At 72.1% G+C, this 26,282-nt stretch carries 22 protein-coding genes; 17 read left to right on the plus strand and 5 right to left on the minus strand.

Going from position 1 to position 26,282, the window contains the following annotated elements; all coding sequences use genetic code 11:
- The first annotated feature begins 157 nt into the window (after positions 1–157).
- The 4 genes from KVA01_RS10705 to KVA01_RS10720 all read left to right on the plus strand — a co-directional run bounded on the left by KVA01_RS10705 (position 158) and on the right by KVA01_RS10720 (position 5,099).
- Complete coding sequence (locus KVA01_RS10705; RefSeq protein WP_141270230.1) at positions 158–1,504, plus strand: tyrosine-protein kinase domain-containing protein; 1,347 nt, start codon at positions 158–160, stop codon at positions 1,502–1,504.
- Positions 1,505–1,518: 14 nt separating this feature from the next.
- The gene (locus tag KVA01_RS10710; protein WP_068468195.1) at positions 1,519–2,928 is read left to right on the plus strand and encodes a hypothetical protein; all 1,410 of its coding nucleotides are present in this window, start codon (positions 1,519–1,521) and stop codon (positions 2,926–2,928) included.
- Between the two features lie 69 nt (positions 2,929–2,997).
- Entirely contained in the window at positions 2,998–3,846 is an 849-nt protein-coding gene (locus KVA01_RS10715) for a glycosyltransferase family 2 protein (RefSeq protein ID WP_068468196.1), read from the plus strand.
- The gene (locus KVA01_RS10720; protein WP_068468198.1) at positions 3,840–5,099 is read left to right on the plus strand and encodes an MATE family efflux transporter; all 1,260 of its coding nucleotides are present in this window, start codon (positions 3,840–3,842) and stop codon (positions 5,097–5,099) included. The genes KVA01_RS10715 and KVA01_RS10720 overlap by 7 nt, the downstream gene beginning before the upstream one ends.
- A gap of 61 nt (positions 5,100–5,160) precedes the next feature.
- On the opposite strand, the gene KVA01_RS10725 is transcribed toward KVA01_RS10720, so the two are convergent.
- The 3 genes from KVA01_RS10725 to KVA01_RS10735 all read right to left on the minus strand — a co-directional run bounded on the left by KVA01_RS10725 (position 5,161) and on the right by KVA01_RS10735 (position 8,585).
- A complete protein-coding gene (locus KVA01_RS10725) occupies positions 5,161–6,117 on the minus strand; it encodes a GDP-L-fucose synthase family protein (protein WP_068468371.1) in 957 nt (318 codons plus the stop codon).
- 110 nt (positions 6,118–6,227) lie between these two features.
- Positions 6,228–7,268 (minus strand): GDP-mannose 4,6-dehydratase, encoded by a 1,041-nt coding sequence (gmd, locus tag KVA01_RS10730; RefSeq protein WP_141270232.1) that lies wholly within the window; start codon positions 7,266–7,268, stop codon positions 6,228–6,230.
- 51 nt (positions 7,269–7,319) lie between these two features.
- Positions 7,320–8,585 carry a glycosyltransferase family 4 protein gene (locus KVA01_RS10735; protein ID WP_141270234.1) on the minus strand — a complete coding sequence of 422 codons (1,266 nt, stop codon included), beginning with the start codon at positions 8,583–8,585 and terminating at the stop codon, positions 7,320–7,322.
- Positions 8,586–9,089: 504 nt separating this feature from the next.
- Here KVA01_RS10735 and KVA01_RS10740 point away from each other — a divergent pair.
- The 8 genes from KVA01_RS10740 (at position 9,090) to KVA01_RS10775 (ending at position 18,686) form a co-directional block, all read left to right on the plus strand.
- Positions 9,090–10,757: an alpha/beta hydrolase family protein gene (locus tag KVA01_RS10740; protein ID WP_233438856.1), complete on the plus strand. Its 1,668-nt coding sequence runs from the start codon at positions 9,090–9,092 to the stop codon at positions 10,755–10,757.
- A complete protein-coding gene (locus KVA01_RS10745) occupies positions 10,745–11,914 on the plus strand; it encodes an alpha/beta hydrolase (protein WP_141270238.1) in 1,170 nt (389 codons plus the stop codon). The genes KVA01_RS10740 and KVA01_RS10745 overlap by 13 nt, the downstream gene beginning before the upstream one ends.
- Complete coding sequence (locus KVA01_RS10750) at positions 11,911–12,324, plus strand: holo-ACP synthase (RefSeq protein ID WP_141270240.1); 414 nt, start codon at positions 11,911–11,913, stop codon at positions 12,322–12,324. Before KVA01_RS10745 ends, KVA01_RS10750 begins: the two co-directional genes overlap by 4 nt.
- Positions 12,325–12,463: 139 nt before the next feature.
- Positions 12,464–12,715, plus strand: a complete 252-nt coding sequence (locus KVA01_RS10755) for an acyl carrier protein (protein ID WP_141270242.1) — start codon at positions 12,464–12,466, stop codon at positions 12,713–12,715.
- Positions 12,708–13,913 carry an acyl-CoA dehydrogenase family protein gene (locus tag KVA01_RS10760; protein WP_141270244.1) on the plus strand — a complete coding sequence of 402 codons (1,206 nt, stop codon included), beginning with the start codon at positions 12,708–12,710 and terminating at the stop codon, positions 13,911–13,913. The genes KVA01_RS10755 and KVA01_RS10760 overlap by 8 nt, the downstream gene beginning before the upstream one ends.
- Positions 13,910–14,851: a class-II aminoacyl-tRNA synthetase family protein gene (locus KVA01_RS10765; protein ID WP_068468213.1), complete on the plus strand. Its 942-nt coding sequence runs from the start codon at positions 13,910–13,912 to the stop codon at positions 14,849–14,851. Before KVA01_RS10760 ends, KVA01_RS10765 begins: the two co-directional genes overlap by 4 nt.
- Entirely contained in the window at positions 14,848–15,936 is a 1,089-nt protein-coding gene (locus KVA01_RS10770) for a DUF1839 family protein (RefSeq protein WP_068468215.1), read from the plus strand. Before KVA01_RS10765 ends, KVA01_RS10770 begins: the two co-directional genes overlap by 4 nt.
- A complete protein-coding gene (locus KVA01_RS10775; protein WP_141270246.1) occupies positions 15,933–18,686 on the plus strand; it encodes a glycoside hydrolase family 2 protein in 2,754 nt (917 codons plus the stop codon). Before KVA01_RS10770 ends, KVA01_RS10775 begins: the two co-directional genes overlap by 4 nt.
- Positions 18,687–18,844: 158 nt before the next feature.
- Here KVA01_RS10775 and KVA01_RS10780 read toward each other — a convergent pair whose 3' ends face one another.
- A complete protein-coding gene (locus KVA01_RS10780; RefSeq protein WP_233438857.1) occupies positions 18,845–20,590 on the minus strand; it encodes an alpha/beta hydrolase in 1,746 nt (581 codons plus the stop codon).
- A gap of 388 nt (positions 20,591–20,978) precedes the next feature.
- Here KVA01_RS10780 and KVA01_RS10785 point away from each other — a divergent pair, with 388 nt between their 5' ends.
- The 5 genes from KVA01_RS10785 to KVA01_RS10800 all read left to right on the plus strand — a co-directional run bounded on the left by KVA01_RS10785 (position 20,979) and on the right by KVA01_RS10800 (position 25,123).
- The gene (locus KVA01_RS10785; RefSeq protein ID WP_141270250.1) at positions 20,979–21,953 is read left to right on the plus strand and encodes an LssY C-terminal domain-containing protein; all 975 of its coding nucleotides are present in this window, start codon (positions 20,979–20,981) and stop codon (positions 21,951–21,953) included.
- A 23-nt stretch (positions 21,954–21,976) separates the two neighbouring features.
- A complete protein-coding gene (locus KVA01_RS12650) occupies positions 21,977–22,345 on the plus strand; it encodes a hypothetical protein (RefSeq protein WP_170221156.1) in 369 nt (122 codons plus the stop codon).
- Positions 22,342–23,238, plus strand: coding sequence for a cation:proton antiporter domain-containing protein (locus KVA01_RS10790; protein ID WP_170221157.1), 897 nt, complete (start codon positions 22,342–22,344; stop codon positions 23,236–23,238). Before KVA01_RS12650 ends, KVA01_RS10790 begins: the two co-directional genes overlap by 4 nt.
- Before the next feature lie 170 nt (positions 23,239–23,408).
- A complete protein-coding gene (locus tag KVA01_RS10795) occupies positions 23,409–23,960 on the plus strand; it encodes a hypothetical protein (RefSeq protein WP_141270254.1) in 552 nt (183 codons plus the stop codon).
- Positions 23,957–25,123, plus strand: a complete 1,167-nt coding sequence (locus KVA01_RS10800; protein ID WP_141270256.1) for a PrsW family intramembrane metalloprotease — start codon at positions 23,957–23,959, stop codon at positions 25,121–25,123. Before KVA01_RS10795 ends, KVA01_RS10800 begins: the two co-directional genes overlap by 4 nt.
- Before the next feature lie 108 nt (positions 25,124–25,231).
- On the opposite strand, the gene KVA01_RS13030 is transcribed toward KVA01_RS10800, so the two are convergent.
- Positions 25,232–26,215: a hypothetical protein gene (locus tag KVA01_RS13030; RefSeq protein ID WP_233438858.1), complete on the minus strand. Its 984-nt coding sequence runs from the start codon at positions 26,213–26,215 to the stop codon at positions 25,232–25,234.
- Positions 26,216–26,282: the final 67 nt, after the last annotated feature.

A 26,282-nucleotide genomic window follows, 5' to 3' on the forward strand; every position in this document is an offset into this window, starting at 1 on the left:
GGGAAACTACTGGTGTGTTCATCGAGATGATGCCGCGCGCTAGACTGCGAACGATTATGTGGGGAGAGACGGACGGACCGGGCCCGAGGTGCGTGGACGCTGGGCAGCGTGCACGCGCGGGTCACCGAGTCGCCGTCGACAGGGGTATGGAGGACACATGACGCTGCGCGACTACGCCGACGTTCTGAAGAAGTGGTGGAAGATCATCGCGGCGCTCGCGGTGGTGGGCCTGGTGGCCGGCGGGATCTTCTCGCTGGTGACCACGTCCAAGTACGAGGCGACGGCGCAGCTGTACGTCTCGATCCCCACGAGCGACTCGGCCACCGAGCTGAACCAGGCGGCGACCTACCTGTCCCGCGAGCTGAAGTCCTACGCGACCGTGGCGTCCTCGCCCTACGTGCTGGGGCCCATGATCGAGGACACCGGCCTGAACCGCTCCGTCTCGGACGTGTCGGACATGGTGGAGGTCACCAACCCGACCGCCACCTCCATCATCCAGATCAACGCCACGGCGGAGTCGCCGGCGGAGGCGCAGGAGATCGCCAACGGGGTGGCGGACCAGCTGATCAAGGGCGTGGCGTCGCTCTCGCCCGAGGTCGCCAACCGCACCGACGCCGTGCGCGCCGAGGTGCTGAGCCGGGCCCAGCAGCCCACCAAGCCCAGCGGCATCCCGTCCCTGGTGTACCCGGCGGCCGGGCTCGTGCTCGGGGCGCTGCTCGGCGTGGTCCTCGCGTTCGTGCTGGACAGCCTGATCCGCCGCCCGCGCACGCTGCACGAGCTGCGCAGCGTCCAGGGCGCCTCCCTGACGGCCACGGTGCCGCGCCTGAAGCAGCTCAGCGACGCGCTGAGCTTCGACCCGGCCGCCATCGAGCAGTCCGGTGCGGCGCAGCCGAACCCGTACGTCACCACGCTGCGCTCGCGGCTGCAGCAGCGCCACGCACAGGTGCTGCCGCAGGTGGACGGCTGCGCCACGTTCGTCGTGACCGGCAGCCACACGGGTGACGGGGCGAGCACGGTGGCCCTGGAGCTCGCCCGCAGCTTCGCCGCCCTGGGCAGCCGCGTGGCCCTGCTGGACGCGCACCTCTCGGACCGCGGCCTCACGAACCTGCTGGCGCAGCAGGACCGCCCCGGCGTCTCCGACCTGCTGGAGCGGCGCGCAGGGGTGGACCGCAGCGCGGTGCAGCTCGAACCGGGCCTCACGTTCCTGCCCGCCGGTTCGCCCACCGGGCGTGCCAGCGACCTGGTGTGCTCGGAGGACATGGTCTCGCTGCTGCGCGAGCTGCGCGCGGAGTTCGACGTCGTGATCGTGGACTGCTCCCCGCTGGACGAGTCCGCGGACGCCCCCGTGCTCGGTGAGCTCGCGGACGAGGTGCTGCTCGTGACGGTGCCCGGCCGGGTGGGCTGGGACCAGCTGGAGACCGGCGTGGCCGGGTTCCGCGAGGTGCCCGTGTCCCTGGTGGCCAACAAGGTGCGCTCGGCCCGCGGACACGCCGGACTGGTCTGAGCGCGGTGACCGCGATGAATCCCGTCGCCGGTGCCGTGCTGCTGCTCTCCGCCTCCGCCGTGGTGGGGATCCTGGCGCTGATCCACATCCGCACCCGGCAGCGCGTGGACGGGCTGAACCTGCGCCTGTTCATGGTGCTGAACTTCCTGCTGGCCAACGTGGTCTCCGGCTTCGCGCACGTCCTGGGCTGGTCCAAGGACCGCGGCTTCTACGAGGTGCTCTCGGGCGAGCCCGTGGGCTCCACCTCCGGGCTGACCACCGCGGCGTGGGCCACGCTGCTCGCGAGCTGCGCCCTGTGGGCGGGGCTCGTGGTGCCGCGGCCGCGCCTGTTCCCGGCGCGTGCCGGGTCCCGCGAGCTTCCCCGGCGTCCGCTCGTGCCGGAGAACCTGTACTCGTTCGCCTCCGCCCACCGGGTGGGCGTGGGCGGTGTGGCGCTGGTCTTCGCGGCCGCGGGCGCCATGGGCCTGCTCAAGGTCATGGGCGCCACCACGGACCAGACCGGCGGCCGGATCATCTCCGTGGACGGCGGCAACGCCCGCTACGCGTTCCTCGCCGGCTGGCTGCCGTGGGCCGTGACGATCCTGGTGCTCGCGCTGGCCGCACGACGCCGGGCGACCGGCCAGGCCGTGTGGAACACCCTGCTGCTCGTGGGCGGGCTCGGCGCGCTCGCCGTGAGCGCCACCTGGAACGGCGGCCGCGCGGAGATCGCCTACGTGGCCTTCCCCCTGCTGGCGCTGATGCTGCCCCGGATCAACATCCTGCGGTGGCCGCTGATCGTCACGGGGGCGGTGGCCATGGTCGTGTTCGTCGTGGCCACGACCTCCCAGCGCGTGGGCGCGACCACCGACCCGTGGTCCTTCATCGACTGGCAGTGGGGCCGGTTCTCGATGTCCGCGTGGGCCGCGAACCACACGGCGCTGCACGGGTCACTGCACGGTGAGACCGTGTGGAGCGCCCTGATCAACGTGCCCCTGGCGCTGCTGCACTTCGCGGGCGTCCAGGCGGAGAACCCGTTCCGCTCCATGGTGCAGGTCTCCGGCTACGACCTGCTCGGGGGAGAGGACCAGATCTACGTGGTCCCCGGCTTCAGCTCCGAGATGCTGCTGAACTTCGGCATGGTGGGCGTGGTCGCGGGATACTTCCTGCTGGGGCTGTTCTCCGCGGTCATCTCTGACGCCTACACGCGCAGCCGCAGCGAGACCAACCGCGTGCTGCTCGCCACGGTCGGCTCCACGCTGGTCTTCCAGGGGATCGTGGGCCAGCTGGAGTCGTTCGAGGTGTTCGTGACGCTGTCGATCCTGCCGCTGTGGGGGCTGTGGATCGCGGAACGGCTCTTCGCGCGCCCCTACGACCTGGGGCAGCCGCTCGAGGACCTCCCAGCGGTGGCCGGCGAGGAGAAGGCCAGGGCACCCGCCCGCTGCTGAGCGGTTCAGGACACGTCGGGGGAGGGCGCTCGCAACGGGCGCGTCCAATCATTCTTGGGGGAAAGACACATGCCAGTGCTCACGGTCATCATGCCCGCCTACAGGGCGGCCGGCACGATCGGCGGCAGCATCCGTTCCACGCTGCGGGCCATGCCGCGCGACGCCCGGCTCGTCGTCGGCGTCGACGGGCCCGACGCCGCCACGGAAGCCGCCGCGCGCGCCGTGGCGGATCCGCGCGTCGTCGTGCGGGTCCACGAACGCAACCAGGGCTCGGTCGCGTGCACGCGGCGGCTGCTGCTCGAGACCGACGGGGAGTTCGTGGCCAAGATGGACGCGGACGACTACTGCCTGCCGTGGCGCTTCCGGCTGGAGCTCGCGGCGGTGCGCCACGCGGACATCGTGTGCGGCACGGGAATCCGCTTCGGTGCGGGGATCCCGCGGCCGTCCTACTTCGGATCGCTGACCTCCCGGGAGATCGGCGCGCTGCTGCCGTTCACGAACCCCCTGTTCCACCCGAGCATGCTCGCGCGCCGCCAGAGCCTGCTGGACGCGAACGCCTACGCCGTGGACTCGCCGGCCGAGGACTACGTGCTGTGGCACGACGCCCTGCTCAACGGGGCCCGGCTCGCGAAGCTCGCCACGCCCGTGATCGCCTACCGGCTCAGCGAGGGCCAGATCTCGGGCGCCTCGGACTACCACCAGCGGGTCGAGGCGGACCCCGAGGTGCGCCGCGTCTACGAGGCCTGGGCCCGCGCGAACAACCGGATGTGGCTGCTCGAGGACGGTGGGACACCCTCCCACCCCCGGGTCACCGCCGAGCACGCCGAGGAGATCCTGAGCCAGGTGCGACCGGTCACGCGACCCTACGCCCGGCGCCAGATCGCCCTGCACGCGAGCCCTGCGGGGTCCGCATGCTGAACCAGGTCAAGTCCCTGATCGAGCGGATCATCCCGCGGCTGTCCTCCGCGCTGGTCATCCTCACGCTGGCCGCGCTGACCAACCCGCACTACGTGGGCATCTACAACGTGGTCACGCTGCTCTACACGGCCATCCAGGCCACCATCGACTCCGGTGCCCGCTTCGCCGTGATGCGCGTGCTCACCGAGCCCGGCGGCATGAAGATCATGAACCGCTACCGGATGTTCATGCCCGTCGTGGCGTTCGAGCTGCTGGTCGCGCTCATGCTGTTTCTGCTGTGGAACGGGACGCTCGAGAACTGGGGCGAGTTCTTCCAGGTGCTCCCCGTGGCGTTCGCGCCCGGTTTCGGTGCCCTCGGTCTGCTCTACGTGGGCACGCTGCAGGCCACGAGCCAGTGGGGTCTGCTCGCCCGGCTGCAGTTCCGGGCCGCCCTCGTGGGCCTGCTGGTGGGTGGCACCACCCTGATCCTCACCCACTCGCTGCTGGGCCCGGCCCTGCAGCTCGCCGTCACGGAGGGCGTGTTCGCGCTGCTGTGCTGGCGGAGGGCACGCAAGAACACGCTGCCCATCCCGCACTCCGCCCCGGGCGAGAAGTCGATCCTCTCGGACATGGGAGCCATGTCCGGCTACGCGCTGATGGCGTGGCTGCAGGGCCAGGCGGAGCGGCTGTTCATGACGTTCTTCGCGGGCACCGCCGTGCTCGGCATCTACACCGCGGGCAGCGCGGTGGGCCGCGCCCCGGGAGACGCCCTGGCGGCGTCGACCGCGAACATGGTCCGCGTGGCCGTCGCGGACAAGGAGACCCCGGACGAGATCCGGGACACGAGCAACCGCTTCCTCAGCGGGGCGCTGATGCTCGCCGTGGTCGGGGTGGTCGTGGCGCAGGTGGCCGCGATCGTGCTCGGGCCGCTGCTGGGGGCCAAGTGGAACGCCGCCATGGCCATGGTCCCGTTCATCGCCATGGTCTCGTTCCCCGGCGTGCTCTCGTGGGCGGCCTCCGTGCTGCTCGTGCGCACCGGTGCCGCGTGGAAGACGTTCGTGGGCCCGGTGATCGGCATCGTCTTCGGCGCGGTGATCGCGTGGGTCGCCTCGTTCGACCTCAACCTGGCCGCCACGTTCCTCGTGGTGCGCGAGTTCGCGGTGGTCCTGGTGGCCTACCTATTCATCGGCCGGGCCGCGCCCTGGCGCTCCTTCTGGCTCGGCCTGGCCCTCACGGTCGTGGGCATGACCACCTGCTGGCTCGTGGTGCTCTGACGACGACGGCGGGCAACCCTTTCGGGTTGCCCGCCGTCGTCGTGCGGTCGGGGTGCCGCGGCTACGCGCCCCGCGCGGAGTCCCGGTGCGAGCGGTACCAGGCCACGGCGTCGTCGAGACCCGTGGGGAGGTCGATGGTCGCGGTCCAGCCGAGGGAGCTCAGCAGGGACACGTCCATGAGCTTGCGCGGGGTGCCGTCCGGCTTGGAGTCGTCCCAGTGGGTGACCCCGGTGTAGCCGGTGGCGTCCGCCATCAGGCCGGCGAGCTCCTTGATGGAGACGTCCTCGCCCGTGCCCACGTTGACCTGCTGGGGGCCGTCGTAGTGCTCCATGAGGTGCAGGCAGGCCGCGGCGAGGTCGTCCACGTGCAGGAACTCGCGCCGCGGAGAGCCGGAGCCCCAGTTGGTGATCTCGGTGTCGCCGTTGCGCACCGCCTGGTCGTAGCGGCGGATCATGGCCGGCAGCACGTGCGAGCCGGTGGGGGAGAAGTTGTCCCCGGGCCCGTAGAGGTTCGTGGGCATGGCCGAGATCCACGGCAGGCCGTACTGGCGGCGCACCGACTGGACGTGCAGGATGCCCGCGATCTTGGCGATCGCGTAGGCGTCGTTGGTGGGTTCGAGGTAGCCGGTCAGCAGCGCCCCCTCGCGCAGCGGCTGCTCCGCGAGCTTCGGGTAGATGCAGGAGGAGCCCAGGAACAGGACGCGCTCCACCTCCACCGCGCGGGCGGCGTCGAGCAGGTTCAGCTGGATCCGCAGGTTGTCCGAGAGGAAGTCCACGGGACGCGTGTTGTTCGCCCCGATCCCCCCGACCTTCGCGGCCGCGAGCACCATGTAGCGCGGGCGGTGCTCGGCCATGAACGCCTCCACGGCCTCGCGGTCGCGCAGGTCCAGCTCCCGGGAGGTGGCCCCGATCAGGTTCTCGAAGCCCTGCTTCTCGAGCTGGCGCCAGATGGCCGAGCCCACGAGCCCCCGGTGTCCCGCCACGTAGAACGGGGCGGTGCGGTCCAGCTCGTGCGGCACGTAGACGACGTCGTCGCTCGTGCGGGCGTCCGCGGGGTCGCTGACGGTGTGGGGCCAGTCGAGCCCCGTGTCGATGGTTCCGATGTCTTCTGCGTTGTCCACGTTCGTCCTCATGCTGCGTGCTCGGGTGTCCAGATGTGCTGCGCCACGGTGTCGATCCAGGGGGTGCCCGCGCACTCGAGCGCGGCGATGTCGGCATCCACCATGATGCGCGCCAGTTCCGGGGCGTGCACCGTGGCCTTCCACCCCAGCTTCTCCTCCGCCTTGGAGGGGTCCCCGATCAGGGCGTCCACCTCGGTGGGGCGCAGGTAGCGCTCGTCGAAGCGCACGTGCTTCTCCCAGTCCAGGCCGGCGTGCTCGAAGGAGGTCTCCAGGAACTCGCGCACGGTGCTCGGGCGGCCCGTGGCCAGCACGAAGTCCTCCGGCTCGTCCACCTGCAGCATCCGCCACATGCCCTCGACGTACTCCGCGGCGTAGCCCCAGTCGCGCACGGCGTCCAGGTTGCCCATGTAGAGGTGCTCCTGCTTGCCGGCCTTGATGGCCGCCACGGCGCGCGTGATCTTGCGGGTCACGAAAGTCTCGCCGCGGCGCGGGGACTCGTGGTTGAAGAGGATCCCGTTCACGGCGAACATGTCGTACGCCTCGCGGTAATTCTTGGTGATCCAGTACGAGTAGATCTTGGCGGCGCCGTAGGGCGAGCGCGGGTAGAACGGGGTGTTCTCGTCCTGCGGCGGGGGAGTGGCCCCGAACAGCTCGGACGTGGAGGCCTGGTAGAAGCGGCACTTCACACCCGCGCGGCGCACGGCCTCGAGCAGGCGGATGGTGCCGAGCCCCGTGGTGTCACCCGTGTGCTCCGGCTCGTCGAAGGACACGCGCACGTGGGACTGCGCGCCCAGGTTGTAGACCTCGTCCGGGTCGATCTCGCCCATCAGCGTGACCAGGCGCGCGGCGTCCGAGAGGTCCCCGTAGTGCAGGAACAGCCGGGCGTCCGGGTTGTGGGGGTCCTGGTACAGGTGGTCGATGCGCGACGTGTTGAACGTGGAGGCGCGGCGGATCAGCCCGTGCACCTCGTAGCCCTTGGACAGCAGCAGCTCCGCCAGGTAGGAGCCGTCCTGCCCGGTGATGCCCGTGATCAGTGCCTTCTTGCTCATGGTGTTCTCTCCCCTTGTGAATCGGTTCTGCGGGACCGGGGCCCCGGTGGATCAGGAATTGACGGTTGCCGGTGCCCGGTCCTCGGCCACGAGGCCGGGGCGCAGCTTGCCGAGGGCCGAGACGAAGGACCGCACGGCGGCACCCCGGCTCAGCACCTCGCGGACGTAGCGGCGGCCCCCGCGGTGGACGGTGTCGCCGGTGGCGACCCACTCCTCGTGCAGGCGCAGCGCGCCGTCCACGAGGGCTTCGGGGTCACCGGGTGCCACGCGGATGCCGGCGTCCGCGGCCGCGAGCTCCGAGGCGGAGGGCCCCTCGGCCTCGACGGCGGCGAGCACCGGGCGCTCCGCGGTGAAGTAGCTCGTGAGCTTGCTCGGGACGCACATCTCCTTGAGGCCCGCGCGCTCGTTGACGAGCAGGATGTCCGCGGCGCGCAGCAGGCCCGCGTAGGTGTCGTTGTCCACGCTGGGCAGCACCTCGAAGCGCGGCGTGGTGGCCGCGAGCTCCTCGAGCTGGGGACGCTGGTGCCCACCGCCCACGAGCACGAAGCGCAGCGGTGCACCACGGCGCTCGGCAATCTGGGCGGCCGCGGCGACGTTCGGAAGGTCCTGCTTGGCGCCCATGTTGCCGGTGTGCAGCACGACGACGTCCTCCGGGCCCCACCCGAAGCGCTGGCGCAGCGCGGCGGTGTCCACGGTGGGCGCCTCCGCGATGTGGGTCCAGTTGCGGACAGTGGTGATGCGCTCCCCGGCCACGCCCATGTGACGGCGCAGGTAGTCGGAGAAGCGGTCGTGGATCACGACCACCCCGTTGCAGGAGCGCAGGAACGCGCCCTCGACCGCGCGCATCACGCGGGTGACGAGGCCCCCGGCCGCGCCGGTCTCGGAGAGGCCGGCGGTGTAGATGTCTTGCACCCACACGAGCACCGGGGTGCGGGCCAGGGCGGCGCGGACGCGCACGATCGCGGAGGCGAACAGCGCCGGCGTGATGACGACGACGACGTCAGGCTTCCCCCACGGGGCCCGCGCGGCGCGCAGGCCGAAGACGATCTCCATGCCCAGGCGGCGCAGCTGGCCGGCGTCGTGCGGCACGGGGTGCGGGATGCGGCGCACGGGGACGCCGTCGATGACCTCGAGCGGGCCGTCCTCGCGCGGGTAGCCCTCGTGGACCTGCCACTGCGGGTAGTGCGGCAGGCCGGTGACGACCTCCACGTCCCACCCGTCCTCGCGCAGCGCGCGCGCCATCCCGGCGGTGTAGGGCGCGATGCCGGTGTGCTCCGGCGCATAGTTGAGACCGACGATCAGGATGCGTGAGCTCACGCCTACTCCTCCCCCATGGAGACGCGGGCATCACCCGCGTTTCCCCCAGATACGGTGGATCTCCCCAGATCCCCCGAGGGCCGCGGTGTTCCACCGTGGCCCGTGAACGGTGCCGACGTTTCTGAACTCTCCAGTTCATCGACGATCGCCATCATAACTCTGCACCGCAAGACACTTCACCAGAATGACGACAATTCTGTGTGGGCCCATATAGGTACAACCGGGCAAAAGCGCAGGTGGGACCCCGAAAAACAGTCTTCTAAATGTAAAACCACACATTAGGGGACGGATTCATGGGGGCTCTCGAGGTACCTCCTGGCTATGATTAATGAGTGCAAAGCCGCACCCGTCACGGGGGAACGTGAGGGTCGAGCGGCGCGCGGGGGCAGGGATCCGATCGACGCGGTGGGGTGCCGGTTCGCAGGGGAGAGCCCGCCGGCCACGGTGGGGACAGGGCGACGGAGCACGGCTGAGGTGAATTCGTCGCAGGACTGGGGAGTATTCATGCGTATTGCCGGGCAGGCAAGTTTTCTGACCGAGGACGGGCACACCATCCATGCGTGGGTGCACGGCCCCGAGAACGACCGCGTGCGCGGTGCGGTGGTTATCGCGCCGGCCCTCGCACGTGAAGAGGTGGTGAGCCACCGCAGCATGCGGCTCGTGGCCGCGCGCGCCGCCCAGGAGGGCTGGCTCGTGATCCGTCCCTCGTGGAGCGGCACCTCGGAGTCCGGCGAGCGTCCCGCGTGCAGCGATCCCGTGGAGGTCTGGCACCGGAACCTCGAGCTGGCCTACCGCACCGCCCGCGACCTCGTCGGGACCGAGCTCCCGGTCCACGGCATCGGGCTGCGGATCGGCGCGAGCGTGCTGGCCACCTCGCCCCTGCCCTTCGACAAGCGCGTGCTGTGGGAGCCGGTCTCCGGTGCCGTGTACATGCGCCAGTACACCGGCCTGCGCCGCGCGAGCGGACTGAGCCTGCCCCCCGAGGTGGGGGACGGCGTCGAGATCGACGGTGCCCACTTCACGGACCGCGAGGCCGCCGCCATCCGCGCGCTGCCGGACCCCCGCAAGGTCACCGCGCCCGGGCTGCTGCCGGTGCGCGAGACGGACCGCACGGTGGCCAAGAAGCTCTACGGCGTGGCCGCCATCTACGCCAAGGCGAGCCCGCCCGCCATTGCCGCCCTCGTGGCGCGCCTGGACGAGCCCGTGGCGCCGGGCGCCCCGAAGCCGGCGGACGTGAGCGGCTGGCGCCCCACCACCACGGCCCGCTTCCACGTGGCCGAGTTCGGTGTGGACGTGGACGAGGAGCTCCTCGAACTGGGCCCGGACAACCTGGCCGCGACCTACACCCACCCCGTGGGCCGCCACGGCACGGGCGCCGGAGCAGCCGTGCTCGCGCCGCCGTCGGCCGATCCCAAGGACGGCCCCACCGGGCTGTGGACCGTGCAGGCCCGTCGGCTCGCCGCGCGCGGCGTCCCCGCCCTGCGGGTGGACCGCCACCACTGCGGGGACGGCGCCGGCCTGGACGAGGTCAAGGACATCAACCCGTACACCCGCGAGGGCGTGGCGGACATCGACATGGGCGCCTCGTGGCTGCACGAGCGCACGGACGAGCCCGTCACCGGCGCGGGCCTGTGCGTGGGCGGCTGGCTCGTGGCCATGGCCCCTCCCACGAGCGCGATGACCACCCGCGTGGTGCTCAACAACGTGGCGTGGCGCGCCGGGGAGCGGTACTACGAGAAGCTCTACCGCGACTGGGACGTGGACGCCGTGCTGGAGCAGCTGCGGACCATGAGCGACGTGGAGCTGAACACCACGTGGCGCACGCGCGCCAAGGAGCTGGTGCGCCGTCGGATGCCCTACCGGGCATGGCTCTCCCTGGGCCGCTGCGGCATCCCCAACGTGCCCGAGGTCGTCATGGAGCACGCCTCGCGCAACGCGGAGGTCTCCTTCTACTTCGGCGCGGAGGACGGCGTGTTCTTCGAGCAGGAGCGCGGCGAGGAGGGCCTGGCACGGCTCACGCGCCGCGGCCGCCGCATCAAGGTGGCCCACGTGCCCGCGCTGGACCACTCGCTGCAGGCCTACGCCGCGCGCCTCACGGCGCTGCAGATCATCGACGCGGCCCTCGGGCTGAGTTACTACCCCGCGGAGGAGATGGCCACATGCGCCGCCTGAAGAACGACGCCGCCCGGCCGGGCGGCACGCGATCGAGCGTCCTGCGGGTGCTCACCGGGTGCACCCTGGGTGCCCTGCTGCTCACGGGCTGCGGCTCCGGCGAGCCCGAGGCCACCACGGGCACGGGTTCCAGCATCGGCTTCGACGCCCAGGCCGCCAAGCAGGCGGGGTTCTCCGACCCGGAGAAGCTCAAGCAGGAGTCGGACGGAATCACCATCACCGGCGCCCGCGGCCTGTCCCAGCGGGCGGTGGACCTCACGGTCAGCACGGACGCCGTGTCACCGCAGGCCCCGGGTGGGCGCAACTCCCTGGTGGTGATCACCCCGGAGGGCTACGACCCGGCGAAGAAGTACCCCGTGGTCTACATGCTGCCCGGCAGCAGCTCCACGGACGCCCCGGCCATGCAGTGGTACGAGGCCGGCCAGGCCGAGCAGCTCACCCGGGGGATGCCGGTCATCACTGTGATCATGAGCGGCGGCAAGGAGGGCTGGTACACGGACTGGGCGAAGCAGGACAAGCTGACCCAGAACTGGAAGACCTTCCACCTGGACCAGGTGGTGCCGTGGATCGACGCGCACCTGTCCACCGACACGGACCGTGGCCACCGCGTGGTCATGGGCTCCTCGATGGGCGGCTACGGTGCGGTGCGCTACGCGGAGGAGCGCCCTGACCTCTTCGGGGAGGCCATCAGCTTCTCCGGCCTGCTGGACGTGTCCCCGGACGCGGTTAAGCAGAACTTCGAGCAGGCGTCCAAGGAGTCCACCGGGGAGACGGACGCGCTGTTCGGCAACGGCACCACGACCACCGAGGAGCAGTGGGCGGCCCACGACCCCCTGACGCAGAGCGGCTCCCTCCAGGACGTGCGGGTGCAGCTCTTCGCGGGCAGCGGCAACGGCCAGAACGGTGACATCGAGCCTGCGCTGCGGGACACGACCGCCTCCTTCGCCCAGAAGCTCGGCGGCCAGGGCGTGGACCACCAGTACACCGAGTACGGGCACGTGGGCACGTGCGACGGCGGCCACACGTTCGATTGCTGGCGGCCCGCCGCGGTGGTGGCCCTCGGCCGCTGGGCGCAGCACACGGGGCTGAAGCTCACCGAGCCGCAGCCGGCCGTGGACCAGGCGTTCAAGAACGTGACCTCCCAGGGCGCGTCGTGAGCGCCGCCCAGGGGGCCGCGGGCGCTCCGCGCGTGGGCTGCGACCTGCAGGGCGTGGCCCCGGTCGCGGAGTCCCTCGCGCGGCGCGGCGAGCGCTACCTGCGGGCGGTGCTCGCCCCGGAGGAGATCGCCGAGCTGACTCGCCCGGGTGCGGCGGCGCCGTCGGCGGAGTCCGTCGCGGGTCGCTTCGCCGCGAAGGAGGCCGTGCTGAAGGTGCTGCGCCCGGCGCCCGAGGACGCCGTGCCGTGGCCGCACGTCCTGGTGCGCACGGACGCGCACGGCGCGCCGCACGTGCAGCTGCGCGGGGAGGCCGCGCGCCTCGCCCGGGAGGCGGGCCTGCGGAACTGGAGCGTCAGCACGTCCCACGACGGCGGGTTCGCCCTGGCCGTGGCCCTCGCCACGGCGTCGTAACACCGCGGGACCCGCTCGCCGCGTGCGGCGGAGCCCGCCACCACGGACCAGACACCACAGACCACCGAGACGGCCGTGGGCCGGCCGGCCGTTCCTCGGAACCGAGAATCACCCGATCAACCCAGAAAGGTTTCACCCCATGGATTCCACCATTGAAACGACCGTCCGTTCCGTACTGAGCGAGCAGGGCAAGCTCTCCGAGGACGCGCAGAGCATCGCCGTGGACGCGGACCTCTACCGCGCCGGCATGACCTCGCACGCCTCCGTGAACGTGATGCTGGGCCTCGAGGACGAGTTCGACATCGAGTTCCCCGAGGAGCGCCTGACCAAGGCGACGTTCACGTCCATCCAGTCCATCGCGGAGGCCGTGGAGGCGATCCAGAATGACTGAGAACAGTGTGCTGACCAAGGCCCCGCGCACCGGCGCGGAGTATCCCGAGCGCCTGGCGGAGACCACCGCCCGCGCCGAGGCCGTGGCGAAGGTGGCCCGTGAGTTCGCGGACGCCGTGGACGGCGAGTCCCGCTTTCCGCAGGAGACCATCGAGGAGGCCCGCGCACAGGGTCTGCTGGGCGCCCCCATGACGGCGGCGGACGGCGGGCTCGACTACGGCATCACGGAGCTGTGCCGGCTGCTCGAGCGGGTGGGGCGCGAGTGCACCTCCTCCGCGATGATCCTCGCCATGCACTACTCGCAGGCGCTGTGCCTGACCCGCCACGCGGACACCGACTACCTGCGCGAGTTCACCCGCCGGGTCGCCCAGGACGGGCTGCTGCTCGCCTCCGCGACCACCGAGGTGAACATCGGCGGCAACACCCGCTCCTCCACGTGCGCGGTGCGTCCGGTCGGGAACGGCCGGGTGGGCCTGCACAAGACGTGCCCCGTGATCTCCTACGGGGCGTACGCGGACGCCATCCTGGTGACCGCGCGCCGCGACGAGGACGCGGCGTCGAGCGACCAGGTGCTGCTCGTGGTCGAGGCCGAGGACCTGCAGCTGGAGCGCCAGCGTGGCTGGGACGCCCTGGGCATGCGCGGCACCTGCTCGGAGTCCTTCGAGCTGGAGGCCACCGCGGGCGAGGACGCCGTGTTCGGCGTGCTGTTCGAGACCATCTCCGCCCAGACGATGCTGCCGGGCGCGCACTGCCTGTGGGCCTCCGCGTGGCTCGGGATGGCCACCCAGGCGGGGCTGACCGCCCGGTCCGTGGTGCAGAAGGCCGCGCGCAAGACGCCGGGGACGCCCCCGCCGTCCGCGCTGCGCCTGGCCGAGCTCGAGGTGCAGCTGCAGGCGATGACGGACGTGGTCCGCTCCTCGGTGGCCCGCTACGAGGCGGCCTACGAGGACCCGGAGACGTGCGAGTCCATGCAGTTCGCGATCGCCATGAACACCCTGAAGGTCTCCGGTGCGGAGGCCGTGCGCAAGATCGTGGGGGACGCCCTGGTGATCGTGGGGATCTCCGGGTTCGCCAACCACTCGCCCGTGAGCCTGGCACGCCTGTACCGGGACAGCATCGGGCCCTCGGTCATGGTCAACAACGACCGCATCCTGCTCCACACCGCCACCATGCAACTCGTCTCGAGGGGACAACGATGACCATCATGGACACCCACCAGGACCTGGACACCCAGCAGGACGCGTTCCGCAGGGGGCTCGAGGCGAACGACTGGCTGCTGCCCACGCTGGGCGACGGCGTCAACGGGCTCGGCCCGCAGGCGGAGGACGTGGTCCAGGGCATCGCCGCCGCGGCCCGGAAGATCGCCCGCGAGCTCTCGCCGCAGGCCGGCACGCGCCGGCTGCGCTTCCCGCCGGTCAACGGCACGCGGCTGCTGGAGCGCACCGACTACGTGGCGTCCTTCCCGCAGCTGCTGGGCACGATCGCAGCGTTCGAGGGCGACAACAAGGCCCACCGCCAGCTGCTCGCCACGTACGAGGAGCAGGGCGACTGGTCCGCGCAGCTCACCTCGGCCGGCCACGCGCTGGTCCCGGCGGTGTGCCACCCGCTCTACGCCTACCTGGAGAACTCGCAGGTGGACGGCACGGTCTTCGAGCTGATGGGGGAGTGCTACCGCCACGAGCCGAGCCCGGACCCCATGCGCTTCGTGACGTTCCGCATGTTCGAGGCCGTGCGCATCGGCACCCCCGCGGAGGCCGCCGAGCACCGCGAGAAGTGGCTCGCCGCGGGCACCGACCTGCTCACGAACCTCGGGCTGGAGGTCCAGGCGGACACCGCGAACGACCCGTTCTTCGGCCGGGCGGGCAAGCTGCTCAGCGCGGGCCAGCGCGAGGCGCAGCTGAAGTTCGAGATCCTCACGGAGGTCTACCCGGGCCACCCCACGGCCATCGCCTCCGCGAACCTGCACGAGGACCACTTCGGCGAGGGCTTCAACCTGCGCACCGCGGACGGCACCGTGGCGCACTCCGCGTGCTTCGGCTTCGGTCTGGAGCGCGTGGCCCTGGCGCTCGCCGCGAAGCACGGGTTCGACGTCGCCGCGTGGCCCGCGTCCGTGCGCCAGGAGCTGGGCCTGTCATGACCGCCGTGACCGAGAGCAACGGTGCCGCCGTGCGGACCGAGGCCCCTTTCGGGACCGAGGTCCTCGCGGTGCGGGGGTGCGAGCCGCTCACCGCGGCGGACGTGCCGCGCTCCGTCCTGCACGACCCGGCGGAACCGTGGTCGCCCACGAACTGCTACACGGACGTGTGGATCGGGCTCACCGCAGCCCTCGGTCTGGACCCCGTCCCCATGCTGGGGGCGGCGTTCAGCGCGGACTTCCTGGGGGACCAGTGGGAGTTCCTCAAGCCGCGCCAGGAGGACCTGGAGGCGCTCTACGGCCTCACGGTGGGGGAGTACGACACGTGGCGCCCGCTCGGGGAGCACCTGCAGCTGGCGATGTCCCGCGGGGACGCCCTGATCGTGGAGGTGGACGCGTTCCACCTCCCGGACACCGAGGGCGTCTCCTACCGGATCGAGCACACGAAGACGTCGATCGTGCCGCTGCGCCTGGACCCCCTGGCGGGGGAGCTGGTGTACCTGCACAACGACGGCGTGCACGTGCTGCGCGGCGAGGACCTGGAGAACACCCTGGGCCCCGGTGCGCGCGACGGCCGTGTGCCGTACCCCTACGTGGAGCTCGTGCGGCTGTCCGGGCTGAAGCGGCTGCCGCCGCGTGAGCTGTGGCAGCACACCATCGAGCTGGTGCGCGGGCACCTGCGGCGCGCACCGGACTCCGGTGGGGCCGCCGACGGTCCCGCTCAGCGTCTGGTGACCTCCATCCGGGAGCACCTGCCGGAGCTCGCGGAGCGGGGCATGGACTACTTCCACCTGTACTCGTTCGCGACCACGCGTCAGGCGGGGCTCACCTCCGGGCTCGCGGCGCACGCGTGCCGGTACCTCGCCGCGGGTGCGGCGCAGTGGCCCAGCGACCTGGACGCCGAGCAGCTGCTCGAGGCCGCGGAGGCGTTCGACGCCGCCGCGGGCGCGGCCAAGACCCTGCAGTTCCAGCTGGCCCGGGCCGCCCGCGGCAGGACCCCGCGCGTGGACACGTCCGCCGAGGCGTTCGTGGCCGGGCACACCGCCGGGATGCACGCCGTCCGGGAAGCCCTGGGTCTCGGGGAATGAGGGACGTGCGCGCCGCGGACGTGCTGGAGAACGCCACGTGGTTCCTGCGCCGGGTCGACCCCGCGCAGGAACCGGGCGACGCGCTCGCCGCAGGGATCCCCGCGCGCATTCCCGGGACCGTGTCCGGTGCGCTGCGCGACGCCCTCGGTGAGGACGCCGTGGCCGGCGTGCTCGCCGGGGACGGTCCCGAAACCGTCTGGGAGTTCCGCACCACCGTCACCACCGCGGGCGGTCCCCACCGTTTCACCTCCGAGGGCGTGGCCACCGTCTCGGAGCTGCTCGTGGCGGGGCGGGTCGCGCACACGAGTGGCAGCGCCTTCGCCCCGTGGGAGGTCACGGCGGAACTCCCCGCGGGCCCGTGCGAGGTCGTGCTGCGCGTGCTGCCCACCACCGGTATGGCCGTGCCGCGCAAGCCCCGCGCCCGTTGGCTCTCACCGCTCGTCCCGGACCGTTCCTACCGCTGGCGGCGCACGCCCCTGGTCGGGGCCATCGACTGGCCGGGCGCTCTGCCCGTCCTGGGCCCGTGGGGCGGACTCCGCGCGAGCGCCGTCCCCGCGCCCCCTTCTTCTTCGCCTTCCGAGGCCGGGAGCGCGCGGCCCGGTTCCGGAACCGCCTCTCGTCCACCCGGGGCACCCGCGGCGCGCACCCGGGTGCTCGAGGATGGCCGCGGCCTCGTGACCGTGGGATTCGCTGGGACCGGGTCCGGCGGCGTCGCCGACTCGGTCCGCATCACCGTGGAGACCGCTCCGCGTTCCGGGGCGGGCGAGGTCGTGGCCGAACGGACCGTGACCGCCGCCGAAGCCGCGGGCTGCGCGACCGTGGCCCTCACCGTTCCGGAGCCCCGCCTGTGGTGGCCCCACGGCGCGGGCGAGCAGCCCCTGTACCGGGTGCGCGTGCGCACGGCGGGATCCGAGCACGTGACCCGTGTGGGCTTCCGCACCGTGACCGCCGAGGCCAGGGACGGCGACCACCGGGGCCTCGCCCTGCGCGTCAACGGTGTGCCCGTGTTCGTGCGCGGTGCCGTGTGGACGGGCGCCGACCCTTTCGAGGTGGCTGCGGACCCGCAGCGCACCCGGGCAATGCTGCTGCGTCTGCGCGCGGGCGGCGCCACCATGCTCCGCATCCCCGGCACCAGCTGCTACGAGACCGAGGACTTCCACCGCCTGTGCGACGAGCTCGGGGTCATGGTGTGGCAGGACGTCGCCCTCGGCCCCCTGGACGCCCCCGACGACCCCGACTGGCGCGCCGGGCTGCGCGACGAGGTGCACGCCCTGGCCTCGCGGTTGGCCCCGCACCCGTCCACGGCGGTGGTCTCCGGTGGCACCGAGGTGGTCCAGGCGCCCGTCCTCGCGGGTCGGCCCGCCGAGCAGTGGGTCGCGGACGTGCTCGTGAACGACATCCCCGGCGCGGTGGGCGAGGCGGGAGCGGATGTCGTGGTCGTCCCGTCCTCGCCGTGCTCGGACGAGGGCCTCGACGCCGCTCGCGACGCCTGGGCGGCGACGTTCGCGCGCTGGCAGGGAGCCGAGGCCCCGGCGGCGGGGGAGCGGGCGGCGTCGTCGTCCGGTGTGCCCCGCAGCTCGCCCGTGGATGCCGCGGACGGCGTCTCCCACTACTTCGGGGTGGGCGCTTACGGACGGCCGATCGAGGACGCCGTGACCCGCGGGGTGCGCTTCGCCGCGGAGTCGCTGACGTTCGGCGTGCCTCCGGAGCCCGCCGTGGTGCGCGCGCAGTTCGGCACGGATGCGCCCCTGGACCACGAGCCGTCTGCGGAGCGCTGGCGTGAGGGCATCGCCCACGATCCCGGTGCCGCCTGGACCTTCTCGGACACGACCATGCTCTACGTGCGACGCGTGTTCCTGGACCGTGACAGCGACCCGGACGCCGGTCTCGCGGTGCCCGCGCGGCCCGCGCCGGAGCGCGCGCTCACTGACCATGCACGCCGGCTCGAGTACGAGCGCGCGGCGCTCGCCCACGTCTTCCAGCGGACCCTCGCGCAGTGGCGCTCCCGGGACTCGACGTGCCGCGGTGCACTCGTGCTCTCGGCGGCGTCGACCGCGCCGGGCGCCGGCTGGGGCGTGCTGGACGTGACCGGCCGACCGACCGCCGCGTGGTACGGCATGCGCCGGGCGTGCGCCCCGGTGGCGGTCTCGTTCGTGCCCGCAGGGGGCGACGGGCTGCCCGTGCACGTGTGGAACGACGCCCCCGAGCCCCTGAGCGCCACGCTGCGGCTCACCGTGGCCACGGTCCGCGGCGGCTGCCAGGCACCGCTGGACCTCCCGGTGACAGTTCCCGCGCACGGCGAGCTCGTGCTGCGCGCGGACCTCGCGGACGGCACCTTCCGGGACCTCGACAACGCCTACGGCTTCGGGGAGCGCGAGTACGACGCGGTGTCCGCCGTCCTGCTCTCGGGCACCGGCGAGGTGCTGGCCCGGGACGCGCACCTCAGCGGCGGGCCCCGCCGCTACGACCCGGTGGACCCGGGGCTCGACGCCCACTGGGTGCACACCGCTGACGGTGCCTGGCACGTGGCCGTGACCGCCACAAGCCTCGCGCGCTTCGTGGCGCTGGACCTCCCCGTGGACGCCCCGTCCGAGACCCCGGACACCCCGGTGGCGGAGGACGGCTACGTGCACGTGCTCCCCGGCGAGACCGTCGTGATTCCCGTGAGCGGCGCCGTCACGGCCACCGTGCGTGCCGCGACCACCGTGCGCGCGCTCGAGACGCAGCCGGCACCAGTCCGCGCTGGGTGACATGCAGGCCCGGACACGGAACGTACGTGCCCGGGCCTGGCCTGACCGTCGGGGGGCGGCTCTACCGGCCCCTCTGAGAAGCGCCGGTACCGCTCCGCCCCCAGAACCTCGCACCGCGGGAGCGAGCGGGGTGGACCTGCCGCCCGCCCCAACCGGGGTCAGGCGGCGTCGATGCTCTGCCCGGTGGCGTCCTGCACCGTGAAGTCCGCCATGGCGCGGCGGGCTGCGGTGGAGAACACCGAGTGGTCCAGCGGCTCGATCACGATCATGGTGGTGTGGGAGTCCAGGGCACCGGGGGTCACGTGGCAGAACTCCGCGTCCGCCGTGCTGAAGACCGCCTTCACGGTGAGCCCGGGCACCCTGCCCAGCCGCCGCAGCTCGGGCTGGGGGATGTCGATGATCCCGAGGGACGCCGCCAGGGAGTTCACCCGGGGGGACGCCTCGTGGGCCTTGGTCCGCGTGCCACGGACCACCGTGCGGGCAACGGTGCCGGCGCGGTGGACGAGCACGCGCCGCAGTGCGTGGACCGGTGACTCGGCCGTCGGCTCCTCCGACGCCGCGGCGTCGTCCTGCGCGGGAGCGGGCGCGGTGGGCTCCTCGCCCGGCACGCGCGGGGCCAGCGGCCCGGACGTGATGCCCTGGCGCCAGTAGCGCCACGGGGCCTTCTGCCACGCCACGTTGTTGACCACGTGCAGGGTCAGGCGGCGGGTGACGTCCGCGGGGAGCTCGTGCGCGGCGGCCATCAGGCCCCACGCGCCCAGGCAGATGCCGCTCGCGGTGAGGGGACCGTCCGTGAGGGAGGCGACGTGCTCCACGAGCTCGCGGCACTCCACCACCGTGCGGCGGTCGTAGGGATTGGGGTTGCGCACGAGGTCCGAGCGGACCAGCTCACCGGTGTCCGTGCGCTCGGCGAGCACGCAGACGGCACCCTGCGCGGAGGCGAACAGGGCGGTGGTCAGCCACAGCCCGCCGGCGGCCTCCATGGTGTCCGAGCCGGGGGAGACGAGGCCCAGCCCGGGGGCGTCCGGTGCGCGGTCCACCGGTTCGGTGACGATCGCGGGACGCCGCTCGGCACCGACCGTGGCACGGCGCAGCCGCACCGGGGTGCCGGCCACGTCCAGGGTGACCTCCTGGGCGGGCTGCTGGTCGGCCGGCTCCAGGCCCTCCTGCCGCGCGGGCGCGCCATCCGCGAGGGCGGCGACGACGGCGCTCGCCAGCTCCGGCGGCACCGTGGCCACCCGGGGGTGGACGTCGAGCGGCAGCGCACCGGTCTCGGTCTCCGCCAGGATCTCGATCCCGCGCGCGGGATCGGCCTCCGGGACGGGAACTGCCTTGACGGCGGCGGCCCCCTCCGCGCTGAGGTGCAGGTCCAGCAGCTCGGTGCCCTCCTTCACGCGCGGCGGCAGACCCGCGCCGGACATGCGGCGCAGCGCGGACTGGTGGCGCAGCCACTGCTTCCCCGTGACCGGGGCGAGGACCACGCGCCGGGCCCACCCGGCGTCGTCGTCAGCGGCGAGGTAGGCACCGGCCAGGCTGAACGCGAGGCCGTGCACCGGGGTCCCCTGGCCCGCCCACTCGCGGACCGCGCGCAGGTCCTCGGGCCAGCGCTGCGCAGCAGTGATGTCCTCGGCGGAGGGGGACTGCCCGGTCCCGGACCAGTCGAAGCGCACCACGCGCCAGCCGTCCGCGGCGAGCGCGCGCGCCGTGTGGAGCATGGTGCGCGTGGTGGTGACCCGCTCACGTCCCGGCGGGGCGGCGAACACGACGGTCGCGCCGCGGGCCGGTGCGGCGGGTTCGTGGACGTCCACCGCGAGCAGACGGTCCCCCGCGGGGATCCAGCCGTGCGTGACCGGTGTGTCGACGAGTGCGGTCCCGTCCGTCTCGGATCCGTGAGCGGACCGCAAGGAACGGCCCGGGCCTGAGAGCGTGAACAATGGTTTTCTCCCCCGTGGTTGTGGTGCGCCGCGCCCCACCGCCGGTGACCCCTCACCGGCTTCCCCCGGGGCCGCGAATCGTGCCGAACGGCACCTTTCCGTCCTCATTTTATCGGTGGCCCCCTGGGCGGGCCGCCGCGGGAGCGCCCCCACTTTGGTGTGCACCAGCTCGGTGCGGTGCTGCGGGCGGCGCCTTCGGGTGCTCGGGAGACCCCTTGTCCGTCCTCGCCTATCATCTCCGTAGGACCGATCGGCCCGCGTCCCCGGGGCGGCATGGGGTGGCGGGACCGCCTGTCGGCCGGTGGACGAGAACCGATGATCGACCGAGCAGACGGGGTCTCCCGGGAACGGCAGCGGCATGAAGAGATATGAAGGATCACGCGGGCCCGCGCAGTACCGCCGCCCGCCCGAGAAGGTCCAGGGGCGCCGCTCCGGCGTAGGCATGGACGTGGTGGAGAACATCTTCTTCGGCGTGGTGATGCTGCTGATCTTGGCCTTCGCCATCGTGATCCTGCGCAGCGTGGGCAGCGGCTGGTCCCTGATCGGCTACAGCATCGTGTTCTGGGCCCTGATGGCCTACCTCGCGCTGCCCCGGCTGCACCGCACACTGACCTCCGTCTACGTGCCCTCCTACTTCATCGGCCGCACCGTGACCCCGGACGGACTGCTCGGTGACCTGGTGAACCTGGCCGTCAACGGCTCCGCGGAGCAGATCCACACGGCCATGCAGAAGGCCGGCTGGACGCTCGCGGATCCCGTGACCCTGGGCTCGAGCCTGGGAATCGTGAAGTCCTCCGTGACCCGCAAGAGGTACCCGGAGGCGCCGGTGAGCCCCCTGCTGCTCTTCGGCAAGATCCAGGACTTCGCGTACCAGCAGGAGGTGGACGGCAACGCCGCCCAGCGCCACCACATCCGCTTCTGGAAGTGCCCCGAGGGCTGGCCCCTGCCCGGTGGCGGCCACCGCGTGCAGTGGCTTGCGGCCGGGACCTACGACCGCGCCGTCGGCCTCTCCCTCTTCACCCTGCAGGTGACCCACAAGATCGACGTGGAGCGCGACTACGTGGTGGACAGCGTGCTGCACGCGGTCCTGGAGGCCGAGGTCGCCGTGATCGAGGACTTCTCCACCGACTACCACAGCCGCAACGGCGGCGGCGACGCCGTCCACACGGACGGCGACCTCCCCGTGCTCGAACTCGGGCACGTGCCCGCCGCGGTGTCCTCGGGAAGCACCTCGAGCCAGGCCGGCAAGGTCACGGAGCACGCGTCCTCCGCCGACGATGTCCTCCACGACGTCGCGGCCGCCCGTTCTCGGTCGTCGCCGCGTGGGTCCTGACGCTGGTCTCGGCGCTGACCATCGTGGGGGACGTCCTGCTCAGCCGGGACAGCGTGTTCTCCGACCCGGATCTCGCCACGGGCTCCGCAACGGAGAACGCCGTCATGGTCAGCGTGCTCCTGGGCATGGTGGCGCTCATTCTGGGCTTCATCCTGTTTCTCGGGTGGCGCACCTTCCAGGGCAGCCAGCGGGCCCGCCTGACCATGATCGTTCTGGTGACGGCCTCGCAGGTGACCCAGATGGTCGCGTTCTTCCAGGCCGGCCGACCCAGCGGCGGTGCCCTGCTCTCCGCGTCCATCGACCTCCTCACCGTGTACGCCCTCACGAGCCTCTCGGCCCGGGCCTGGACCCGCGGCGGGGCCGAGCGCGCCCGCACGGAGGCCGCCGCATGATCCTGGCGTTCGCGGTGCTGCTCGGGGTGGTGATCGTCTGGTCCGTGGTGGCCGCGCGCGTGGAGTCGCTGCACGTGATCCTGCCGCTCACGCTGATCCTCGTGGGATTCGTGGTCGGGGCGGAGTCCTCGACCGCGATCTTCGAGCACCTCACCGACCCCCGCCTGGAGCGCACTGTGGAGGTGGTCCTGGCGCTGCTGCTCTTCCTGGACGCCACGGAGGTGCGCACCATCCACCGCTGGGACGCCAGGGTGCTGCTGCGCCTCGTGCTGGTGGGCGTGCCGCTGTCACTGTTCACCGCCACGGTCCTCACCGGGTGGCTCTACCCGGAGCTGCGGGTGGCGCTGCTGTTCATGATCGCGTGCGTGGTCGTGCCCACGGACATGGCACCCGCCGCGTCCGTGGTGAAGGACCGGCGCCTGCCCAAGCGGATCCGGGACCTGCTGAACACCGAGAGCGGGTACAACGACGGCGTCGTGGCCCCGTTCTTCCTGGTGAGCGTCGCGTTCCTCACCGGCGGTGTGGAGGGCCCCGAGAAGGGCGCGGAGGCGCTCGCCGACATGCTGCCTGCCTTCGCATGGGCCGTGGGCTTCGGTCTCCTGGTGGGCGCGGGCTCCGCGTACCTCGCGCGCATCGCCAACCGCAGGGGGTGGACGACGACGCGCTGGCAGGCCATGGGGACGCTCGCCACCCCGCTGCTCGCCTACACGCTCACCATTGCGGTGGACGGCAACGGCTTCGTGCTCATGATCCAGCTCGTGAGCATGACGGTGCTGCTCTCCGCGGTGGTGCACGGGATCTCCGCGCCGCTGATCGCCCGGCGGCTGGCCCGTGGGCGGGGCGGGGAACGGGCCCTCCCGGCACCCGGGGCGGGTCACGCCTCCACCGTGTGAAGAGGCACCAGAATAAATCCCCACTTTGTTTATGAATATTTGTTATCAAACAGTTTTAAAACGTGCGTGGTGCATTACATTTATCACCCCGGCACCTGAACTGGCCGGTAATAAATGAATGCCAAGCTATTCTTCGGCCGCCCCACCGATACAGAAAGGAATACCGCCGCATGCGATTGACCCAGAAGCTGCCGGCCGTGGTGCTGGCCGTGCTCGCGGGTGCCACGTGGGCCGTGCCCGCAGCCGTCTCCCGGGCCGTCGAAAACCCCACCACCACCGTCAACACCCGTGAGACCGAGGCTCTCGAGGCCACCGCCGGGGCGAACCTGGAGTACCAGGCCCCCGCAGGGTGGTCCACGAGCCCGTCCACGAGCCGCGCCTCCGTGGTCTACACCAAGCCGGAGGACGACCAGACGCTGAAGATGTCCGTGGTGGACGGCAGCCAGGACTTCGACGTCACAGCCGACCGAGTGCTGCGTCAGCAGGCGCTGGACGGCACGTCCGCCGCATTCGACGGCGGAGAGATCAAGACCTCGAACGGTTTTACCGGCAAGAGCTGCGTGGCGATCAAGACCGAGGAGAAAGCCACCGGTCCGTGCGCCGTGGTGCACAAGGAGGACCTCGTGGTGCTCGTCACTGCCACGAGCACGGGCAAGGGGGAGGCTCCTGACCTCCAGAACCTCCTGAACAGCTTCACGATGGTCAAGGGGGCCGCGGAATGAGCTCGACACCGGCCTCCCCCGCCCGCCGCGACCTCGCGGTGCAGGACCCAACCAGCCTCGACGGCCCCGGGTACAAGCACGAGTTCTTCCGTCCCCGCTCCGCGGTGTGGTGGCTCTTCTGCATCCTCGTGGGCCTCGGTGGCCCCGGTGTGATCCTCGCCGTGGCGAAGTCCTTCACCGCGGCCAAGGAGCCGCTTCTCGCGATCGCCCCGATCTTCGCCGTGACCCTGGCGCTGTTCGCGGTGGTGGTCCTGTGGGCGGACCCGTACCGGGCGCGCCGCCCGTGGATCCTCACCCTGGCGGTCGTGTATGGCGCCACGGTGCCCACGTGGCTTGCGCTGCACGCCAACGAGCACCTGTTCGCGCTCACGGCCAAGCTGCTGCCGGCCGGTGTCGGCGCGGACTGGGGTGCCGCGGTGGCGGGCCCCACGAGCGAGGAGTGGGGCAAGACCCTCGGCGTGGTCATCATCATGCTCGTCGCGTCCCGCACCCTGCGCCGGCCCATGCACGGGCTGCTGGTGGGCGCGTTCGTGGGGCTGGGCTTCCAGATCCTCGAGAACGTCTCCTACGCGGCGAACAACGCGCCGTCGAACGCGAACGACGACTTCACCGGGGCGTTCAGTGTGACCCTGCTGCGCAGCGCGATCGGCATCTCCTCGCACTGGCTCTACACCGCGATCATCGGTGTGGGCGTGGCGTTCCTGCTGGGGCGCACCGTGAAGCGGCACTCGGTGATCGTGCGGACCGCCACCTTCGTGGGATTCTTCCTGCTGGGCTGGGGCATGCACTTCCTGTGGAACGCCCCGTCCCCCGAGGAGGCCGCCGCGGTCCTCATGCTCGTGAAGATCGTCATCACGATCACCATCTTCATCCTGGTGGCGCGCCTGGCCTGGAGTGAGGAACGCCGCTACCTGGCACAGGCCGCGACGGGTCTGCGCGAGGGCGGCTGGGGACCCACGCTGGACCTCGACCTCGCGGACGGCACCGTCACGAGCGCTGCGGGCACCCGCAAGGAGCGCCGCAAGGGCCTCAAGGAGGCGCGCAAGAGCGGCGGGCGCGGTCGTAAGAAGACCGTGAAGACGCTGCGCGAGCGCTACCTCGACGCCCTGCAGGCCTGGGGTCGTCGCGGCACCGGCGTGGACGAGCTGCCCACCGTGTCCTGACACCCGCGGCACGGCACGCGTGAACGGGAAGAGCCCGGACGGAACCCTGCATTCCGTCCGGGCTCTTCCCATCGGATCACCGGATCAACAGCTCAACGGGTCACCGGTTCAGCGGACGTCGATCCCGAAGACCCGCTTCACCGCCGTGACCACGTGGCGTCCGTAGCGCTGCGAGGACGGTGTGGACGAGAAGGGCAGGAACCGCCCGGGGACCTCCGGGTGGGTGATCTTGCCGTGCGTGGACCCGGACGTGGTGACCTCAAAGCCCGCCCCGCGCAGGCGTTCCAGCAGCTCCCTGCGATTGGTGGGGTAGCGCGTTCCCCCGCCGCCGGGCTTGGCACCCGTGCGCTCCAGGGAGTCGGCGGTGTCCGCCCAGGACTCGTCCGGACGCCGGGCGACCGCCCAACCACTGCGGTAGATCCCGACCACCCGGTGGTCCGCGCGCGTCACCTGCACGCACAGCTGACCGCGCACGTAGTAGTCCGACCGGCCCAGGTCCGCGGACCAGGTGTCCTCCGGGTCCGCCACGACGGCCCGCAGGGAGTCCTCGCTGACGTCCCACACACCGCGCACGTCCACCCCCGCCGCGGGGACCTCGAGGGCGGGCGGGGCCTCGTGGCCGGAGTCCACCGTGTAGTACGCGTCCTGGGGGGTCGCGGTCACGGGGGTGACGTTCTCGCGCAGCGCCCGCACGAACGCGAGCAGCTGCGGGTCCACCGTCAACTCCGGCGCTGCAGGGCGCGCGGGGGAGGGCACCGCCGCACTGGGCGTCGCCGCCGCGGGCGCCGGGCCGGGCTTGGGCACGCCGCCGCTGCTCACGTGGGCGGCCGCGCGCGACGACGCCGCCGCGGCGCGGGACGGTGCCCTGCGCCCCGTCGGTGCCGCACCGCCCGGCGCCTGCGGTGTGGCGGTTTCCCCGGTCGTCGCCGGTGACGCCGCGGACCCCTCCCTCGTGGCAGAGGCGCCGTTGTCCGCAGAGCACTCGGAGCTCACCCGCGCGGGCCGCCAGGACGTGTAGTCCACCGGTCGCACGTCCAGCGCGGGGTTCTTGCGGCCGCGCATCGTGGCGGGGGTGGGGCGCGGGGTGCTCATGTCTCGGTCCTGTGCTCTCGGATGCTCGGGCGGATGCCCCTGACACGGTGCCACGATCCCGGGTGCG

Source organism: Kocuria varians, from assembly GCF_006539885.1.
In the GTDB taxonomy this organism is placed as follows: Bacteria; Actinomycetota; Actinomycetes; order Actinomycetales; family Micrococcaceae; genus Kocuria; species Kocuria varians.

Excerpts from the sequence above, each read along its gene's own strand:
- KVA01_RS10705 (WP_141270230.1), top strand. The coding sequence starts at position 158 with ATGACGCTGCGCGACTACGCCGACGTTCTGAAGAAGTGGTGGAAGATC.
- KVA01_RS10710 (WP_068468195.1), top strand. The coding sequence starts at position 1,519 with ATGAATCCCGTCGCCGGTGCCGTGCTGCTGCTCTCCGCCTCCGCCGTG.
- KVA01_RS10715 (WP_068468196.1), top strand. The coding sequence starts at position 2,998 with ATGCCAGTGCTCACGGTCATCATGCCCGCCTACAGGGCGGCCGGCACG.
- KVA01_RS10720 (WP_068468198.1), top strand. The coding sequence starts at position 3,840 with ATGCTGAACCAGGTCAAGTCCCTGATCGAGCGGATCATCCCGCGGCTG.
- gmd (WP_141270232.1), bottom strand. The coding sequence starts at position 7,268 with ATGAGCAAGAAGGCACTGATCACGGGCATCACCGGGCAGGACGGCTCC.
- KVA01_RS10740 (WP_233438856.1), top strand. The coding sequence starts at position 9,090 with ATGCGTATTGCCGGGCAGGCAAGTTTTCTGACCGAGGACGGGCACACC.
- KVA01_RS10745 (WP_141270238.1), top strand. The coding sequence starts at position 10,745 with ATGCGCCGCCTGAAGAACGACGCCGCCCGGCCGGGCGGCACGCGATCG.
- KVA01_RS10755 (WP_141270242.1), top strand. The coding sequence starts at position 12,464 with ATGGATTCCACCATTGAAACGACCGTCCGTTCCGTACTGAGCGAGCAG.
- KVA01_RS10760 (WP_141270244.1), top strand. The coding sequence starts at position 12,708 with ATGACTGAGAACAGTGTGCTGACCAAGGCCCCGCGCACCGGCGCGGAG.
- KVA01_RS10765 (WP_068468213.1), top strand. The coding sequence starts at position 13,910 with ATGACCATCATGGACACCCACCAGGACCTGGACACCCAGCAGGACGCG.
- KVA01_RS10770 (WP_068468215.1), top strand. The coding sequence starts at position 14,848 with ATGACCGCCGTGACCGAGAGCAACGGTGCCGCCGTGCGGACCGAGGCC.
- KVA01_RS10775 (WP_141270246.1), top strand. The coding sequence starts at position 15,933 with ATGAGGGACGTGCGCGCCGCGGACGTGCTGGAGAACGCCACGTGGTTC.
- KVA01_RS10785 (WP_141270250.1), top strand. The coding sequence starts at position 20,979 with ATGAAGAGATATGAAGGATCACGCGGGCCCGCGCAGTACCGCCGCCCG.
- KVA01_RS10790 (WP_170221157.1), top strand. The coding sequence starts at position 22,342 with ATGATCCTGGCGTTCGCGGTGCTGCTCGGGGTGGTGATCGTCTGGTCC.
- KVA01_RS10795 (WP_141270254.1), top strand. The coding sequence starts at position 23,409 with ATGCGATTGACCCAGAAGCTGCCGGCCGTGGTGCTGGCCGTGCTCGCG.
- KVA01_RS10800 (WP_141270256.1), top strand. The coding sequence starts at position 23,957 with ATGAGCTCGACACCGGCCTCCCCCGCCCGCCGCGACCTCGCGGTGCAG.
- KVA01_RS13030 (WP_233438858.1), bottom strand. The coding sequence starts at position 26,215 with ATGAGCACCCCGCGCCCCACCCCCGCCACGATGCGCGGCCGCAAGAAC.